The organism is Virgibacillus kimchii, assembly GCF_055379185.1.
On sequence record NZ_AP043951.1, the window covers coordinates 4,002,426 to 4,021,475 of the forward strand.

Here is a 19,050-nt window from a genome sequence, read left to right on the forward strand (position 1 = left end):
CTTCAGCAAAGTAAAAATATGTAACTATCAAATAAATAATTGGAAAAGATATAAAGGAAAGACAGTCAGGCTAAGGTTTGGCTGTCTCCGTTCGTTGGAACAGGAGAAAAAGACTAAAAAAACTTTAGACGAAGTTGAAAATTACCAAAATATGAAAGTGAATATTGTCCCAGGAGCAATTTCTATCTTTACTTAGAAACTTATATGACAGATTACTAAAGGAACGATATATATGTTTGCTTGGTTTGATTGATAGTGATATATCTTATATAAACACCGCCTTAGCAAAATTCCTGAGAAATAGGTGATCAAACCATGTTTACGAAAATATTTATCTCTCGTACTCCCTGTTATGGGGAGTGTCCAGTATATGATGTAATAGTAAATAGCAATGGAAAAGTTTCATGGAATGGACTTGATTTTGTGTATTATGCAGGGGTAGCGGAATTTAACATAACCAAAAGCAAAATTCAGAAGATCAAACGGCTGCTGGAAGCGTTTGATTATCGATCATTCACTTACCCGGAGCCGGACATGTTCGCTACTGATCAGCCATCATGTATTACTAAAGTAGTTTTTGCAGATGGTTTTATAAATGAAATTGATCATAACTTGGGAGATGCACAATCGTACGATACAGAAAGTAAACACAGTCTGAAAAATCTTGAGAAGTTTGAAAAAAAGCTGGAGCAAATTCTAGGTTTGCGAAAGTATATTAAACATCCTCCTCTATATCTATATTATTTACAACCCTTAACTAGCAATGGATATGAATGTGTTGTAGCTGCTCCAAATGAACAACAGGCAATTCAACTTTTGAATGACAATAATGATGACCATCAATGGGAAGTAACGAAGATTGGAAAAGATACTACAGGTGCTTGGTTGCCTTACGTTGTGATGGACAACAAATAAGCATGAGCGGTACTGAACCTATGTATCTTATCTGCTGCAGAGTTAACGTGAAAATAATATGACTGAAGTGTAAGAGATGATATGATGATAAAAGGAAAAAAGCTCAACACGTGCAAGTGAAGTGAACGAATAAAAGGAAAAGCTTGTCATTCGTTGTTTCAACGGCAGTATGAGTGAATGAATGAAGGGGAAATTGCGTCGTTCATTGGCTGATCTGCAGTATGAGTGAATGACTGAAGTGGAAATCGCATCGTTCATTGGCTGATCGACTGTATGAGTGAATGAATGAGAGAAAAATCGCGTAGTTCATTGGCTGATCGGCAGTATGAGTGAATGAATGAAGTGGAAATCGCATCGTTCATTGATCGACTGTATGAGTGAATGAATGAAGTGGAAATTGCGTCGTTCATTACTTGATCGGCAGTATGAGTGAATGAATGAAGTGGAAATTGCGTCGTTCATTGGCTGATCGGCAGTATGAGTGAATGAATGAAGTGGAAATCGCATCGTTCATTGGCTGATCGACTGTATGAGTGAATGAATGAAAGAAAAATCGCGTCGTTCATTGGCTGATCGACTGTATGAGTGAACGAATGAGAGGAAAATCGTCTCATTCATTGGCTGATCGACTGTATGAGTGAACGAACGAGAGGAAAATCGTCTCATTCATTGGCTGATCGACTGTATGAGCGAACGAATGAAAGAAAACCCGCGTCATTCATTGCCTGTTGGCGATATAAAAAGAATCTCCATACATGCAGAGATAAATTCATTCAGGAAAGTGGAATTTAATGAGAATAATAGGAATTGATCTATCAGGACCGAGCAACCATAAAGATACGGTTCTTACGGTGTTCGAAGCAGCAGGTGAGCAATTGAGATTTATAAAATGCAGAAATCATATGAGTGATGCAGAAATCTTAGAGGAGATTTTCGTCCAATCACAAATAGATGAAGTCGTCATCGGCTTGGATGCCCCTTTATCCTATGAAGACGGGGGAGGGGACAGGGAGTCGGATCGTGCGCTGAGAAAGTTTATCGTTGAAATGGGGATGAAACCCGGGTCTATTATGGCACCGACCTTCACTCGAATGGTATATTTAACATTGAGAGGAATTAAACTGAGCAGAGAAATTGAAACACAAATATCCCGGCACCCAATTTCTCTCGTAGAAGTGCATCCCGGTGCCGTGATCGGCTCCAGATTAACTGTTCTGGAAAAGGATTACGTTTTATCCTATAAACAAAACCCCGAAGTAAGAAAGCTGCTTCTCGGGTGGTTTGAGCAGCAACAGCTCATCGGCATCCCTGAAACAGCAGCTGAAAAAAGTCATACGATAGACGCCTGTGCAGCGGCATTAGGTGCGTGGCATTGGGGTGATGAAGTATTTACGCCTAAATGGGTTTATGCTGCCAAGCCGCCTTTACATCCATATGACTTTTGCTGCTGATAGAGCACCGGCTGCTTTAAAAAAATATTTTAATCTGTGAAGGGGGATCAACATGAGTCTTCAATTTGAAGTGAAACAAACGGTTCGGGTGTCCAGACAGGAAGCTTTCGAAGGTTTACTGGATCTTGAAGCTGCCCGTCATTGGAAGCAGGGATTGGTACGTATAGATCGTTTGGATAATGAGCCAATCCAACCGGGAAGCGAATGGAAGGAAATAAGGCAGGTGTTTAGTAAAGAGGCTTCCGAACATTTTGAAGTAATGGAACTTAATGAACCGGAGAAAATGGTGCTTCGCAGCGATGGCACAAAAGGTACTACGGGAAAAGGTGTAAATATTTTCACATACCACATAACGTCTGCCGGGGATTCCTCACAAATCACAGTGAAGGGCGAAATCAAAGGGCTGACCGGCTTTGCAAAAATACTGGGAAAACCGATTGCCGGATCTTTTAAGAAAACTTTTGCCAAAGATCTGGAGGGGCTGAAGCAGTATTTGGAAAGGAAATAAGGTACATGGAGAAACCATTTTCCTCAGAAATAAGGATTAAGGGGAGGTGAACTTATTGAAGATTTCAACAATATTAAAGTGGATAACAGGCGGGCTTGAGGCTTTTTGGGCAATCCCTTTAATTGGCGGTACTATCATTGTTAGTCTTGCGTGGACGCCATTAGCTATTATGCTTGTATTACATATTATTACTTTAATTTTTGCTATTAATGAAAAACGCAGGATCCATGGAAGTGTCTTAGGTATTATTACATCAGCTGTAGGATGGATTCCTATCGTAGGCTGGATTATGCATATTATTACAGCAGTTTTCCTTATGATTGATGCTTATCAGACAAATAAGCGGGATCAGGTTATTGTGAAGGAGATGTAAATCTGCCGGGCCGATAAAATATTGAAAAATGGGAGATGATTCAGTGTGCTGGATCGTCTCCCTTTCTTTTAACCTCCTGGCTTAAAAATGGTGTACTGTATTGCTCCGTGTAATTAGCAGCCTGATTTTCCACTGTTTTTATACATTTTATTCCTCGTATCATCTTCCGTCCCCTAATACTTGCTGTTTTATCCTAACCCTGTAAGGTTTCAATTCCCTGCTTTTTGGATATTGTATATTACCTGATTTTCACAGTTATAAAGTACCATGCAGCAGAAGAAAAGAGAAAAATATAGTACTGGATTTACTAGAATTCCCATCAGCAGAGAAGGAGTGGAGCAACATGAATATTTTATTAACATCAACTGCCAGAAGAATCGATTTTGTTAATTATTTTCATGAAGCACTGAATGAAACTGGTATAGATGGTAGCGTCATTGTGGCAGATCCTGAGGATAATGCCCCCTCCCTTCAGGCAGGAGACAAAAGTTATAAGGTCCCACATCAAACGGACTCCCATTTTATAGAATCAATATTTGACATTTGCAGGGAAAATCAGATTGAATGCCTTGTTCCTCTCAATGACTGGGAAGTTCCCCAAATATCCGCCCATAAGGATGAGTTGAAAAGGATGGGAGTGAAGGTGTTTGCACCGGATTTGCCGGTAGTAGAAAATGTAAGAGATAAGGGGAAATACCGTGAGCTGCTGGAAAGTTTTGATGTAAAAGCTCCCCGCTCTTTTATTCGTGTAGAAGATGCCAAAAGGTCACTGCAAAATGGAGAGGTATCCCTGCCTTTAATAGTGAAACCGCGCAACGGTTCAGCTTCCATTGGGGTGGAAATCGTCCATAGTATAGAAGATATGGAGTTTGCTTACAGGCATTCTGTCCAGATGATTAAAGAGAGCCCCCTGAAGGATGCTACCTTTCAAAAACCTGAGGATAATGTAATCATTCAGGAAGTGGTGGAAGGAGAAAAATTCAGCGTAGATATGTTTAATGATCTGGAAGGTAATCATCTTGCCTCTTTTGTCCGAAAACAATTGGCTATGCGGGGCGGAGATGTGGACCGCTGTATTACCGTGAATGATCCTGAACTGAACCGGATTGCCAATAGAATAGGGGAAAACCTGGGACATGCCGGGTATATGAATGCCGACGTATATTATGATGGTGAAAATTATTACGTCATTGATATTAATCCCCGTTTTGGTGGGGGTTATTCCTTTACCCATGAGGCAGGAGCGGATGTACCTGCCGTTATTATTGCCATCACAGCTGGGAAAGAGATACAGGATGACTGGCTGAGACAGAAATCGGGTATGGAGCTGGCCAGGCATGACGTGGTGGTTCATATAGATTCCGGAAAAGTAAAGGATGAATTGAAGGAAACCTAATAGTGAGGAGGATAAACATGGGTAATCCTATCCCATTGCTGGAGAAATTGATAGAAATTGACAGTTCGGAGAAACCGGGAATTAATAAAGCAATGGATTATTGTGAACAGTGGTTGAAAGACCGTGGGCTTTCCGTTGAAAAGTTGGAAAACGAGGGCTATAAGATGCTTGTTTGCGAGATTGGTGAAGGAGAAGAAACCATTGTTCTCAATGGCCATATTGATGTAATTGAAGCGGAAGAGCATCAGTTTGAGCCATATATCAATGATGGAAAAATGTATGGCCGCGGTTCAGTTGATATGAAAGCCGGAGTGGCGTCCATGATGGAGACGGTTGCCCAACTGCAGGACAGTGATTTACCGACAAAAGTAATGCTGCAGATCGTACCGGATGAGGAAACAGGCGGAAACCACGGTACGAAATTTTTAACGGAAAATGGATACCTGGGAGATTTCATCATTTGCGGTGAACCGACCCACATGGGAATTGCCATTCAGTCAAAAGGGGTACTGCAGCTTGATTTTGAGATCCGCGGCAAACCGGCACATGGCAGCCGGCCGTGGGAAGGAGTTAATGCCATTACGAATGCCTATAAACTTTTTGAGCATATTCTCAAGCTTCCATTTGCAGAAGAGTCATCCGACATGTTTGAAAAGCCATCTATAAATCTGGCAAAATTGAAAGCCGGAACCGTATATAATAAAGTGCCGGAGAAATGTGAAATGTCACTGGATATCAGGTACCTGCCGAATCAATCTCCTGATGATATTTTTGAACAAATTAAAGAGGTCACCAACGGAGAGGTGAAGATACACCAAAGCAAGGGCCCGGTCAAAACCAAGGAAGATAATCCATTTGTCCAGGCATTGGCAGATTCAGTGAAAAATCAAACCGATCTTGAACGGGTAAATATCTTTGGGCAGCATGGGTCCAATGACGGCCAGTACTTTACTGAATACGGGGGATCTGCTGTGGAGTTCGGCCCTGTAGGTTATGACTGGCATGGTGACAAAGAACTTGTGTATGTGAATTCTGTGAAGGAATACCAGCAGGTGCTGGAAGACTTTGCAATAAATTATAATAAAGACGAGAAGTAGATTTGCGAGCAAAAAATGTGGGGAAGAGGCTGTTCCTTGAGCGGGAGCAGCCTTTTTAGATTATGTCAACAAAACCAGCAGGGTGAAGGGAAGAATCTTGCTTTACTGCCCTATTTTGTTCACGAATTGTTCATTGACTAGCTACCCGTGGGGGTATATTATAAGTGTGGACTTAGTAATATTATTCGGTGTTTGCTTTATTCGGTGTTCACTGGATTTGATCAGAAAGGCCAATGAATTAAGGAGGATATATTATGACGAAAAAAGTATTGGTAATAGGCGGGGTGGCCGGTGGTGCTTCTGCCGCCGCAAGAGTGCGGAGACTGGATGAATCTGCAGAAGTGATTATGTTTGAAAGGGGACCGCATGTATCTTTTTCCAACTGTGCGTTACCTTACCATTTAGGTGGAATTGTTCCAGATAGCGATGACCTTGTGCTCGTCTCTCCGGAAACGTTTAAAAAGCGATATAATATTGAAGCAAGAGTACAGCATGAAGTGGTAAAAATAAACCGCAGCAGAAAAACAATTACAGTCAGGGACCTGGCTGCAGACAATACCTATGAGGAAGCATATGACAAATTGGTGCTTTCCCCCGGTGCGGCACCGATAAAGCCACCATTGCCGGGGATAGATCGGGAACAGGTTTTTACTGTAAGGAATGTAGTCGATGTGGAGAAAATTCAAGGGTATGTGAAGGAAAGTGTAAAGGACATCGCTGTCATTGGCGGAGGATTTATTGGTGTAGAAGTGGCAGAAAATTTGAGACTGGCAGGTTATAACGTGACACTGGTGGAATTTGCCGATCAGGTGATGGCGCCCTTCGATGAGGACATGGCGCAAATTCTTCATAAAGAAATGATGGACCATGGCGTTGAACTTGTGCTTGGGGATGGTTTGGCTGAGATAGAAGAAGGACATATCATCACGAGTAATGGCAAAAAAATCGAGGCGCAGGCAGTCATGCTTGCTATAGGTGTCAGGCCGGAAACAAGTTTGGCTGAGGAAGCGGACCTGGAAATCGGGGAAACCGGTGCGATCAAAGTGGATCACAACTACCTGACCAGTGACAAAGATATTTATGCAGTGGGAGATGCCATTGAAGTTTATCATCGACTACTCCATAAACCGACAAGGCTGGCACTGGCAGGACCGGCACAAAAACAGGCAAGAGCAGCAGCTGACCATATGTACGGAATTCCCGTCAGAAACAAAGGTGTCATTGGCTCCTCTTCCATCCGTCTGTTTGATTTAAATGCAGCTTCAACCGGACTGAATGCGAAAATGGCGGAACAGGCGGGCATCCAGCATGATTATGTCTATGTCATGCCCGGAGACAAAGTAGGTTTGATGCCAAATAACAGCCCGGTGCATTTTAAATTGGTGTATGAATACCCGACAGGACGCATTTTGGGAGCACAGGCAATCGGGAAAGGGAATATCGATAAGCGGATCGATGTCATAGGCACGATGATCACGATGAATGGAATATTGGAAGATGTCAAAGATCTGGAACTAAGCTATTCGCCTATGCTTGGAACAGCGAAAGATGTCGTGAACCATGCTGCTTTAGTGGGCATGAACCTTCTTCATGGTGTGTACAAAGAAGTGAAAGTATCACAGGTCCGCGACCTAGTGGAGAACAATGCTTTCATTGTTGATGCCAGGGAAAAAGGAGAATATGAGGCAGGCCATTTAATTAATGCTGTGAATATACCCTTGAGTGAATTCAGGGACAGATTGGATGAAATACCAAAGGACCGCCCCGTGTATGTTCATTGCCGTTCCGGCCAGCGAAGCTACAACATGGTAGCGGCGCTGCAGCATTTAGGTTATGAAAATGTGTACAACATTGCCGGGTCGTATCTTGGCATTAATCTGTATGAATACTACCGGGATCAGGCGACCGGAAGAGAAAAGATTGTGACGGAATATAATTTTAAATAGTTTATGGAAAGAGGCTGTCGGATTCGGCAGTCTTTTTGCTTTTTTAAATCAAGTCCATTTAGCGGACAATATGTTACTAATTACGTAGGATCCGCAGTGGATTTTGGTTCAGTTGGATATGACTCACATGGCGTTAATTATGTTGGTTTAGTTAGAGAATATGAGAAAATGCCGGAAGGTTTTGTGAAGAACGATGACAGAGGTTTAGAGAAGAATTGGAGATCTCATTTTCTGTCCTCTAGCTATTATCAATATAGAGAACTTAAAAATGTTGAAAATATGTCATAAAGTAATAGTTCTATTTTCCATTATAATCTTGCGTTCAAGCTGTCTTTAAGACAGTTTTTTTATGCAATTTTTCCTTTCGAATAGTACGGGACCCTACGTCGTTCATATAGCTGTACACACACGATCGTGTACATAAATAAGAGAGGTTTGCCAAAAAACCCTTTTCTAATACGTGACTTTTATCACAACCTCATTTTTAGTGCTATATTATACTAGCCATGTGCAGCTGAACAATAATTCGGTATGGGTACATAAATACGAAAGGTAAGGTAGCTATGTACAGAAAAATGGCATATATTTCACTGAAGAAATCTGCTGATAGGCCGTTTTGTTCATACTTCGTTTATTGTTTCATCACCCCTTAATGATACATTTTTAGCAGTGTCGAGTGTTGAAAAAATATTATATAAGCTGGGGGGTCATTGGAAAGGTTTTTACTTTTAGGTCATTAAAAATTTATAGGAGGAAAAAGAGAATGAAAATAAGATTTCCCGTATTAGCAGCAATCATAACAATAGTTTTGACAATCTTTTTTGTATCGCCTGTGTCTGCGCAAATTGCGGATGGAACGTATGAGGTAGATTATGAAGTGAAAGAAGATGGCACTGACAATGCATCTCTTTCAGATGGTTATTTTACAAAGCCTGCGACGTTAACTGTGGAAAATGGTGTGCAGCACATTCAATTAACCGTAACCGATACCAATTATATTGAATCGCTGACCATACCTGGAAGTTCTATAGAGACAGTTAATGATGATCAAGAAAATAATATTAAGACAATAAAATTTATTGTTGATGGGGACCTGTCCCAGCGGGTTCATATGGATATGACAATTAATGTTCCGGAAATGAATATGGAAAATTTTCAGCCCTCAGCTCAAGCGGTTTTTGATGTCAGCGGATTGCCACAAGCTGATTCAACTCCGGCACAAGACTCCGGAGATGACAGTGATGAAGCAAGCGGGGCAGCAGTAGAAAACCCGCCAACCGGCGATAACTCATCCATTGCACTGTACGCTTTCTTATTGCTTGGATCAGGAATTGCTTTATTAGTAATTTGGAAATTAAGACCTGCACGGAACTAAATATTGTTTAAGGAGAGAACAGAGGATGAAAAAAGCTTTTAATATACTGCTTGCTACAATTATCGCTTTCTTTACCGTGCCGCTTACTGGCCATACCGTAAAGGCAGATACTAAGGATAATTCTTTAATTGTACCAGATGAGGCATATACAATTGAATATGATACTGATTCTCAAATGGTACCAAAATATTTTGATAATCCAGTAACGTTGCTCTATAAAAATGATGTTCAATATATTCAAATGAGTGGTAGCAGCGGACAACTTATCCATTCATTGACAATCAATGGAGAGGAAGTTACCTGGGATGAATTGAAAGAAGATGGAACATTTACTGTGCAATTTCAAGTGGATGGTGCGCTGTCTGATGAATTAGACTTTGGAATGGAAATTGACACTGGTGAAAGAACATTAGAACCTAATGTATCCTTATCATTCAATGAAGAAACTAAGCAAACAGTTGATACTAAGGATTATTTGCTTTTGTCAACGGATAACAATACAGAAGAAACTAACGAAGCAGATGAATTAGATACTGGGAATACTGGTGAGTCAGAAGAAGAGGAAAGAAATTCTGATAATGCAGTTGAGCCAGAAGATGAGGAAGGAAATGAATCCGGCAACACCGATGAGTCAAAAAATGACAAAAACAACGTCGTTGAAAGTCAGAATAAAGATTCTGATGATTTGTCATCCAATGATACAGATACAGAATTAATACCAGAGGAAGCATTTGATGAATCGGAATCAGTTTATTTTGTAACTGAATCCAATGCTACAAATAATTATTTTGAAAACCCGGTTATTTTATTTTCTAAAGATGGTCAAAAATATATTCAAATGGACGGATCTGGTGGACATTTTATCGATTCACTAACAATCGCCGGAGATGAAGTTAAGTGGGGAGAAGTAAAGTCAGATGGTACATTCTCTATACAATTTGAGTTAGAAGGTGCTTTCTCTGATGAGTTGGATTTTGGTATGGTAATAACCCCCCCTATTCCTGGCATGGGTGAAGAGACATTCAATGTTGCACTCTCATTTACGGAACTAATACCAGAGGCAGCATTTGATGAATCAGAATCAGTTTATTTTGTAACTGACTCTGATCGTGTAAATGATACCTTCAATAATCCAGTAACTTTATTTGATAATGAAGGTAAAAAATATATTCAAATGGATGGATCTGATGGACAAGTAATAGAATCATTAACTATTAATGGAGATGAAGTTAAGTGGGGAGAAGTAAAGTCAGATGGTACATTCTCTATACAATTTGAGTTAGAAGGTGCTTTCTCTGATGAGTTGGATTTTGGTATGGTAATAACCCCCCCTATTCCTGGTATGGATGAACAGACATTCAATGTTTCACTATCATTTGTCAAAGAACCAATCGGAAGTAAATCTAGTAAGGCTAATAGTAGTATGTCTGGTGATCCAGATGAAAAAGATTCAGACGATGGATCGGATAATGATCAAGATAAAGAAGTGATTAAGGGTGATCACCTTGCATTAAAACCAGACAAAGCTTTTACGATAGATTATGAAATTCAAAAAGAAGATGGAACAGAATCAATATCTAACGATCTATTTTTAAAACCGGCGTTGTTATTAGAAAAAGATAATAATAAATATGTACAAATAACGATAAAAAATGGTGAAATGGTCAAGGATTTAAGTAATAAATATGGCGATGTGCTTCTTGTTGAAGAAAACTCAGACGACTCGATTACTGTTCAGTTCAAAGTAGATAATGATTTATCTGATATGTTACTAAGTATGAGAATCGTTGTAGGGGATGAAATACCCGGAAGTCCAGGCGAGTTAAATGCTGATGCAGTTATTGTATTTCATAAAGACAGCATCGAGGAAATCTCTGTAGGTGATCATATGTTGGTCGGAACAAATGACCAGGATAATAAAAATGGTCCCTTTATTAAAGATGATGAACGTGCGGTAGAGACTTTAAGTTCTGATAACCCGGAAAAACCAAAACTAGGACCAGGCCAAGAAGATAACGGACTAAATGACGAAAATGGCACAGCTGAACAGGGATCAAACCCAAAAACAGGGGATACAGCAAATATCATGCTTTATGTATTGCTCCTGGTCGGCTCGGCGATTCCACTGGCATTACAATTAAAAAGACGTTTCACTTAATTTATAACTCCCGAATCTGCGAGTCTTACTGTATCCCTATTAACAGTAAGACTCCATATTTCAAATACCTTTATAAAAAACTCAGATGCATGACTATTTGAAAAGAGGTGTACAGTCATGAAAAAAATTGTTTTTTTTCTCATTATAACGCTTCTTATTATTTTGGTCGGCTGTGGTACGGATGGAGATACAACTGCTGCAGATAACCAAACCTCAACAGATGATAATCAAACAAGCGCAGAAGAAACGGAAAAAACAGGAGAAGAAACATCAGAAGAAGCAGCACTTGAAACAGATGCTCAGATTGTCACAACTACCGTTGCATTAACGGAAATCATGGATGAATTGGACTTGGATTTGGTTGGTGTCCCAACAACAGAACAGGAATTACCAGCCCGGTATCAGGACCTACCTGAAGTCGGTATAGCGATGACCCCGGACATGGAATTGATTCGATCCTTAAATCCGACAGATGTATTAACGGTGACAACATTGATTCCGTTTGTAGAAGAAATTTTTGACCAAACGGAAACGGAAGCAACTTACATTGACCTGGAAACGATTGAAGGCATGTATGAAGGAATAGCGTATCTTGGTGAGAGATTTGATCGCGAAGAACAGGCAAAAGAAGTGGTAAACGAATTTGAAGAAAAGCTGGCGGAGATTGAAGCAACAGTAGAAGGAAATGACTCCCCGAGCGTGCTGATTTTACTTGGCGTACCGGGAAGTTACCTCGTTGCAACGGAAGAATCCTATGTAGGTGATCTCGTCAAGCGTGCCGGAGGGGAAAACGTGATAAAAGAAACAGGTGTGGATTATGTTTCATCAAATACGGAAAATTTGCAGCAATCCGAACCTGATATTATATTACGTCTGGCTCAAGGTATGCCGGATGATGTTCTTGAAATGTTTGAGCGAGAGTTTGCGGAGAATGATATTTGGCAGCACTTTAAAGCAGTACAAGATGATCGTGTATATGATTTAGAACCATCACGCTTTGGCACAACGGCAGATTTAGCTGCTGCAGATGCGCTGGAAGCGTTGGTAGACATACTGTATCCGGAAGCTGAATAAAGGTTACGAAAGAGGTTTTCGAGATGTATAAAAAGATTATTAGCTTTATCATCGTCATCGGATTACTTTTCGCCGTAACCATCTATTCGATGATCACCGGGAGCATTGATATTACGGTAGGTGAATTGATTGCAGGACTTTTCGCTGGTACCAATGAAAATGTAGAAATTATTAAAGACTTGCGGTTGCCACGGATTATCATTTCCTTATTTGCGGGGGCAGCCCTGGCAGTATCCGGGGTACTCTTGCAAGCTGTTTTACGTAATCCGCTGGCTGAACCCGGGATTATCGGTGTATCATCCGGTGCGAGTTTTGTATCAATCATTATGGTATCTTTCTTCCCGGCTTTCTATTTCTACGCTCCATTGTTTTCTTTTATTGGCGGGATGATCGCCTTTTTACTCGTATACACATTAGCTTGGAAATCCGGTCTCAATCCACTTCGGATGATTTTGATCGGAGTTGCCATTAATGCATTTTTTACAGGAATAAGTGAATTTATCAATTCCCAAAATGCGAGCAGCATGATGTCCGGCATTTCTGTTACGTCCTCCACGCTGACGATGACAACATGGTCTGATGTAGAAATTATTGTTCTTTATGGTTCCATTGGCCTAATTCTCGCTTTTCTCGTTTATGCATGGTGTAACCATTTAGGGCTGAAGGATAACACTTTGAAAAACTTAGGGTTTAGCGTGAACCGGGCACGATTCATCATTTCTGTTATTGCTGTTCTGCTTGCATCGATTGCCACTGCTATAGCAGGTATGTTTACCTTTGTCGGGCTCTTAATCCCGCATATTGGAAGAACACTCGTCGGAAATGATCACAAGCTGCTTATTCCCTTTTCCGCTTTAGCGGGAGCACTGCTAATAGTAACAGCCGATACATTGGGAAGAACGATAGCCGCACCAATTGAAATACCGGCATCTATCATTATGGCGATCATCGGTGGGCCATTCCTTATATTCATGCTTAGAAAGAGTGATCGAATTTATGGAAATTAAAGAGGTATCTTTTTCGTATCAGGATAAAGTCAAACGCCTGTACAATGTGAAAGCAGAAATTAAAAAAGGTGAAATAACAACCATTATTGGCCCAAACGGTTCCGGAAAATCGACATTGCTAAGTGTGCTGACAAATAATAACCAGCCGCAGGAAGGGCAGGTAATTCTCGACGGAAAAACCATCAATAAATATAAACCAAAAGACTTGGCAAAAAAACTCGGTGTCGTTCATCAACAAAACACGGCACCTGCAGATATGACCGTAGAAAAACTTGTCTATTACGGTCGTCTGCCATATAAAAACACCTTTTCCCCCAAGGATGACAAAGATGAAGAGATGGTAAAGTGGGCACTGGAAAGTACGGGATTGTACGAACGGCGGAATGAAGCCATAGATACATTATCGGGAGGCCAGCAGCAACGAGTCTGGATTGCAATGGCACTTGCCCAGGATACTCCGTTTCTTTTTCTGGATGAGCCCACCTCCAACCTGGATATTTATTACCAGTATGAGATTCTGGAACTGGTGAAGCAACTGTGTCAGGAGCACGGTTTGACGATTGTCATGGTGCTGCATGATATCAATCAGGCCATCCAATACAGTCATAACCTGATTGCGATGAAACAGGGAAAAGTCATTAAGAAAGGTGATCCGAAAAAGATTGTGACAGATCAATTGATCAAAGAGGTGTACGGTGTAAATATCGTCGTGAAAAATGACAATGATGTTGGATTGTATATTCTGCCATTAGGAATTTAAATGACATGGAGCGGGTGGGATTGGATGAGTAAAAATATGAAAAAACTTTTATCTGTAATACTCACAGTTGTATCTTTAGGTGTATTTATCTATGCCTCCCAAGGATTAATTACTGCAGCGCTGGATTACTATGAAAACCGGCAAGTCATGGGGGATATTCAGGAAACGTTCTATGATGTGGAAATGAACGAAAATGAATACACCGGCGATTCCCAAACCATCCGCTCGGGTTTTGAGACGTTGTTGAAAGAGAATGAAGATCTGGTCGGCTGGATTACGATGGAAGGTACGCAAATTGATTATCCGATCGTGCAGGCAGAGGATAATGTCGAATATTTAACCCGTAACTTTTATAAAGACGAAAACAGGGCCGGCAGTATTTTTATGGACTTTCGCAATGATATTGAATCTACCGGTCAAAATACGATTCTCTACGGCCATCGCATGAAGGATGGCTCCATGTTCGAACAGTTATCGAAGTATCAAGATAAGGCGTTTTTTAAAGACCACCAAACATTCCAATTTGATACATTATATGAAAGCTATGAAGCGGAGATTTTTGCCGTGTATGCGACAACCACGGATTTCGACTATATTCAAGCCGATTTTGCAAATGATGAGGAATATGAACAGCTGCTTGACAGAATTCAGGATGAATCCATGTACGAGACAGATGTTGAATTAAATGCAAAGGATCAGATTATCACGCTATCCACCTGTGATTACGAACTTGATGAAAATAAAGGAAGGCTGGTTGTGCAGGCCAAATTGGTTAGTAAAGACTAGTGGTCAAATAGAGGGAAGGTACCTATGGGTGCCTTCCCTCTTTTAAAATGGGAAGGAAAATCAAGATATGCGAGAGAAAAGAAAACAAAAAGCGGAAGAAACAGCAATGAAAGCCCCCATTAAGATGATGTTCCCGCTTGTACTGTTCATTTTTCCTACCTTGTTTATTATTTTACTTGGTCCGGCTATTTTGCAATTTATGGAGGCTTTTTAACGTTTAGACATTAGAGCAAACTATTTTATGCGCCGGTTACTGTCATTTTTGAATATGCCTGTAGTCCGGCAGTCGGAATCATAGGTTGCAAATTCACCGCAATCACGGGATGACAGCGAAAACATTAATAATAAATATACGTTTTTGTGTCAGTAACCAAGAAGTATCCCGGATAAGGCAAGCACGATATACAATCAATAAGAAAGGCCGGCAGCAGTACAGTGAAAAACTGTATTTCTGCCGGCTTTTGCTATATGCTTAGCGTATATGCCATCTGATATTTACTTCCAAAGATGTTAAAATACAAGTATATGAATCAACATTATTTACATAAACAGTGGAAAAACGAAAGGAGGAATCAGTTTGAAACGAAGAGTGGCAGTGACCGGCATGGGGGTCGTTTCTCCTTTGGGAAATGATGTAGCAACCCTTTGGGACAATATAAAACAGGGGAAGTCCGGCATAAAGCGCCTGGAATCAGCGGAGTATCAGGACATCAAGACACAGATCGCAGGCAGGGTAGAAGGCTTTCAAGGGGAAAATTACCTGGATGCCAAAGAAGCAAAAAGGTATGATTTATTTACTCAATATGGGTATGCTGCAGCCGTCCAGGCATTGGAACAGTCAGAAATAAGTATCGATAAACTGGATAAGGATCGGGCCAGCGTTTACATAGGATCAGGGGCCGGGGGAATAGAAACATTACTGCGCAACCATAAAACGATGCTGGAAAAAGGGCCAAAGCGGGTATCCCCTTTTCTGATTCCCATGTCGATCAATAATATGGTTTCCGGACTTGTTTCCATTAAAACCGGGTTCCGCGGACCAAGCCTAGCCACAGTGTCTGCCTGTGCTACGAGCAATCATGCTATAGGTGAAGCTTATTTGAAGATTGCCCACGGGTATGCAGATGCGATTCTGGCCGGAGGAGCAGAGGCAACCATTACACCGCTTTATTTTGCCGGTTTTTCCAAAATGCGTGCCATGTCAACGAGAAATGCTGCACCGGAGAAAGCTTCACGCCCATTTGATGCGGGCCGGGATGGTTTTGTCATGTCAGAAGGTGCGGGTGTATTGCTTTTGGAAGAATATGAACATGCAAAACAGCGTGGCGCCAATATTCTTGGTGAAATTACCGGTTATGGAAGCACCACCGATGCCCATCATATTACAGACCCTGATTACCAGGGAGCTGTAAAAGCGATGGATCTCGCCATCGAACGGGCAGGGGTGAGGCCGGAAGAAGTGGATTATATTAATGCGCACGGGACAAGCACACCAACTGGAGATATTTCTGAAACAAAAGCGATCAAAGAAGTATTTGGAGATCATGCCAAAGCACTAAAAGTGAGCTCCACCAAATCGATGACGGGTCATATGTTTGGTGCAGCCGGAGGGATCGAGGCGATTATTACACTGAAAAGCATGACAGAGAACGTGTTTCCGCCAACGATTAATCTGGAAAATCCGGACCCGGCATGTGATCTTGATTATGTTGCAAATAAAGCTATGGATGGCGTCATTGATGTTGCTTTATCCAATGGTTTTGGCTTTGGAGGCCATAATGCCGTCGTCGCATTTAAAAAATCACAGAATTAAACTTAGCATGGAGCTATTGGGAGGAGAAAAATGACTGCTACTGCAAACTTTTTAAAGCAAACTGTAGAAGAAAGAAGAAAGGCATTGGAAGCGCGCTTTCCGGTATGGCCGCGTGATACAGTTGCCGGACATTTCCACAAAGCGTGCCGCCAATATAAAGACAGACCCTATATGATCATAGACGATAAAACATTAACTTACGGGGAAATTTGGGACAGAGCCGTTCAATACGCGAAGGCATTTATAAAACTTGGCGTAAAACGAAGAGACCATATTGCGGTGTTAATGAATAATGACGAAACATTTCCGTCATTGATGATTGCTTCCTCCATCGTGGGAGGAGTGTTTATCCCAATTAATGGCATGCTCAAAAAAGCAGAGTTGAAATATATACTTTCCCAGTCGGACACCAGGTATTTGCTGCTTCAGCAAAAAGTAAAAGATAACCGGCATGGAGAAGTGGTATCCGAATTAATGAAGGAAGCGGATTTTCAGGAGAACAGTGCATTGGAACAGGTTATCTGTCTGGAAAATGAGCGGGAACCTGCTGTCGATGAACGTTTTTTCACATGGAACGATTTTATGGAAAAGGCGGAATACGTCACCGACAGGGAGTTGGAACAAAGATGGGAGAAATCCCGATATCCGGATGAAGTGGCAATTATTATGTATACTTCAGGTTCAACCGGGAGTCCCAAAGGGGTTATGTTAACAGATGATATGCTGCTGCGAAGCGGGTATGGCACATGTTTGAGCAGGGCAATTGAAGACGGTAGGGTCACGTTTGCACCACTGCCATTTTATCACTGCTTTGCCATTATTGAAGCAATCTTCGCGATGTCCTTTGTCGGAGGTTCGTTTATTTCTGCATTGGGAGCTTCCCCGCTGCAGTCGCTGCAATTAATGGAAAAATATAAAGCAAATGATTATTTGTGTGTCCCTTCCACCCTGGTGCCTTTGTTGAATCATCCGCAAGTGTCGGAGTTTGATTTATCCAGTCTTTTTGCCATGTGGTGCGGGGCAGCTCCCGCTCCGGTTCCTGTTTGGCAGCAGGCAGTGGATACCCTTGGCTTAACGGAAATCATCACCGGCTACGGCCAGACAGAAGTTGCTTCTTCCGGTGTGACAACGGAAATTGGGGATTCGCTGGAACGCATATCTTCCAGAGTTGGCCGTCCGAAACTGAATGGAACAAGCGGTGTGCCGGAATTCCATCACAGTGCGGTGCAGTATAAAACGATCGACCGGGATACGGGGGAAGACCTGCCCGAAGGATCTGTCGGGGAGCTTGTTGTCAGAGGCGCAACAGTAACTCATGGATATTATAAAAAACCGGAAGAAACTGCAAAAACCATTGACAAAGATGGATGGCTGCGTACAGGTGATGTGGGGAGAATTGATGAAAATGGATATCTGCAGGTCCTCGGCAGAAGCAAGGAAATGTACAAGGTATCCGGTGAACTGGTCTCCCCCCGTGAAGTGGAAATTGTTATTTCCGAGCATCCGGCAGTCAGCCAGGTTAATGTAATCGGTGTGCCGGACGCCATGACAACCGAAATAGGCGCCGCTTTTATTGAACTCAAACAGGGGGAAACCTGCACACGGAAAGAGATTATTGACTGGTGCTCGGATCGTTTGGCCCGTTTTAAAATGCCCCGTCATGTCTGGTTTATTGATGCTTCGGAGTGGCCAATGACAAGCACTGGGAAAGTACAGAAGTTCCGCTTGGAGAAAGTCGCAAAAGAAAAGCTTTCGGGTAAAAAAGATTGAGACAAATGGAAGAGGGGATCAACATGTCAGGTGCCTGGCATCAGAAATTGATGCGCGTGCAATATAAGGATACAGATCAGATGGGCGTGGTGCATCACGGGAATTATATCATCTGGTTTGAAGTCGGCCGGACGGAATGGATGCGCCACTTCGGTATGGCTTATCATCAGTTGGAAGAAGCTGGTCTGCTACTCCCCGTCGTGGATGTAAATGTACAATATAAAAAATCAGCCCGGTTTGATGATTGTGTCGCTGTGTTTACAAAAATCGCAAACCATTCCCCTGTAAGGCTGGAATTTGCATATGAAGCGAGAAAGATAAGTGAAGAGGATTTCAGTCAAATGAGGGATGGGCACGCGGATAAACCCTTTGGGGAGTTGCTTGCGAAAGGTTTAACAAAGCATATGTGGGTAAATGGGAACTGGAAACCGGTGAAAATCAATAAAGTGGATCCTGATATATATACGATTGTGCAAAATTCATCCTGAGTACAGATCAAAATTTCGGCTCAGTGATTTATCATGACCAGCATGAACAGAGGAAATTCCCTGTTTAACCGCTGGTCATTTATTTTGCTGAGACAGTAGCAGCCACTTCTATTCATATGATCTGAATAAGCAG

17 protein-coding genes are annotated in these 19,050 nt (G+C 41.6%); all 17 read left to right on the forward strand.

Annotation, left to right across the window (positions count from 1 at the left end; all coding sequences use genetic code 11):
• Positions 1 to 315: 315 nt before the first annotated feature.
• The gene (locus tag ACZ42C_RS19525; RefSeq protein WP_461183170.1) at positions 316 to 915 is read left to right on the forward strand and encodes a DUF6438 domain-containing protein; all 600 of its coding nucleotides are present in this window, start codon (positions 316 to 318) and stop codon (positions 913 to 915) included.
• A 791-nt stretch (positions 916 to 1,706) separates the two neighbouring features.
• A complete protein-coding gene (locus ACZ42C_RS19530) occupies positions 1,707 to 2,366 on the forward strand; it encodes a DUF429 domain-containing protein (RefSeq protein ID WP_461183169.1) in 660 nt (219 codons plus the stop codon).
• Between the two features lie 52 nt (positions 2,367 to 2,418).
• Positions 2,419 to 2,874 (forward strand): SRPBCC family protein, encoded by a 456-nt coding sequence (locus ACZ42C_RS19535; RefSeq protein WP_461183168.1) that lies wholly within the window; start codon positions 2,419 to 2,421, stop codon positions 2,872 to 2,874.
• A gap of 55 nt (positions 2,875 to 2,929) precedes the next feature.
• Positions 2,930 to 3,247 (forward strand): hypothetical protein, encoded by a 318-nt coding sequence (locus ACZ42C_RS19540; RefSeq protein WP_461183167.1) that lies wholly within the window; start codon positions 2,930 to 2,932, stop codon positions 3,245 to 3,247.
• Between the two features lie 343 nt (positions 3,248 to 3,590).
• A complete protein-coding gene (locus ACZ42C_RS19545; protein WP_461183166.1) occupies positions 3,591 to 4,643 on the forward strand; it encodes an ATP-grasp domain-containing protein in 1,053 nt (350 codons plus the stop codon).
• A gap of 17 nt (positions 4,644 to 4,660) precedes the next feature.
• On the forward strand, positions 4,661 to 5,740 hold the full coding sequence (locus ACZ42C_RS19550) for a M20 family metallopeptidase (RefSeq protein ID WP_461183165.1): 1,080 nt from the start codon (positions 4,661 to 4,663) through the stop codon (positions 5,738 to 5,740).
• Between the two features lie 254 nt (positions 5,741 to 5,994).
• Complete coding sequence (locus ACZ42C_RS19555; protein WP_461183164.1) at positions 5,995 to 7,686, forward strand: FAD-dependent oxidoreductase; 1,692 nt, start codon at positions 5,995 to 5,997, stop codon at positions 7,684 to 7,686.
• Between the two features lie 763 nt (positions 7,687 to 8,449).
• Entirely contained in the window at positions 8,450 to 9,061 is a 612-nt protein-coding gene (locus ACZ42C_RS19560) for an NEAT domain-containing protein (protein ID WP_461183163.1), read from the forward strand.
• A 25-nt stretch (positions 9,062 to 9,086) separates the two neighbouring features.
• Positions 9,087 to 11,219 carry an NEAT domain-containing protein gene (locus ACZ42C_RS19565; protein WP_461183162.1) on the forward strand — a complete coding sequence of 711 codons (2,133 nt, stop codon included), beginning with the start codon at positions 9,087 to 9,089 and terminating at the stop codon, positions 11,217 to 11,219.
• Positions 11,220 to 11,336: 117 nt separating this feature from the next.
• Positions 11,337 to 12,293, forward strand: coding sequence for a heme ABC transporter substrate-binding protein IsdE (gene isdE, locus ACZ42C_RS19570; protein ID WP_461183161.1), 957 nt, complete (start codon positions 11,337 to 11,339; stop codon positions 12,291 to 12,293).
• Between the two features lie 23 nt (positions 12,294 to 12,316).
• The gene (locus ACZ42C_RS19575; protein ID WP_461183160.1) at positions 12,317 to 13,300 is read left to right on the forward strand and encodes a FecCD family ABC transporter permease; all 984 of its coding nucleotides are present in this window, start codon (positions 12,317 to 12,319) and stop codon (positions 13,298 to 13,300) included.
• Positions 13,290 to 14,060: an ABC transporter ATP-binding protein gene (locus tag ACZ42C_RS19580; RefSeq protein ID WP_461183159.1), complete on the forward strand. Its 771-nt coding sequence runs from the start codon at positions 13,290 to 13,292 to the stop codon at positions 14,058 to 14,060. Before ACZ42C_RS19575 ends, ACZ42C_RS19580 begins: the two co-directional genes overlap by 11 nt.
• Positions 14,061 to 14,084: 24 nt before the next feature.
• Positions 14,085 to 14,846, forward strand: coding sequence for a class B sortase (gene srtB / locus ACZ42C_RS19585; RefSeq protein ID WP_461183158.1), 762 nt, complete (start codon positions 14,085 to 14,087; stop codon positions 14,844 to 14,846).
• Between the two features lie 67 nt (positions 14,847 to 14,913).
• Positions 14,914 to 15,060, forward strand: a complete 147-nt coding sequence (locus ACZ42C_RS19590; RefSeq protein ID WP_461183157.1) for a hypothetical protein — start codon at positions 14,914 to 14,916, stop codon at positions 15,058 to 15,060.
• A 363-nt stretch (positions 15,061 to 15,423) separates the two neighbouring features.
• Positions 15,424 to 16,659 carry a beta-ketoacyl-ACP synthase II gene (gene fabF, locus ACZ42C_RS19595; protein WP_461183156.1) on the forward strand — a complete coding sequence of 412 codons (1,236 nt, stop codon included), beginning with the start codon at positions 15,424 to 15,426 and terminating at the stop codon, positions 16,657 to 16,659.
• Between the two features lie 30 nt (positions 16,660 to 16,689).
• A complete protein-coding gene (locus tag ACZ42C_RS19600) occupies positions 16,690 to 18,429 on the forward strand; it encodes a class I adenylate-forming enzyme family protein (protein ID WP_461183155.1) in 1,740 nt (579 codons plus the stop codon).
• Between the two features lie 23 nt (positions 18,430 to 18,452).
• Complete coding sequence (locus tag ACZ42C_RS19605; protein ID WP_461183154.1) at positions 18,453 to 18,917, forward strand: acyl-CoA thioesterase; 465 nt, start codon at positions 18,453 to 18,455, stop codon at positions 18,915 to 18,917.
• Positions 18,918 to 19,050 lie beyond the last annotated feature (133 nt).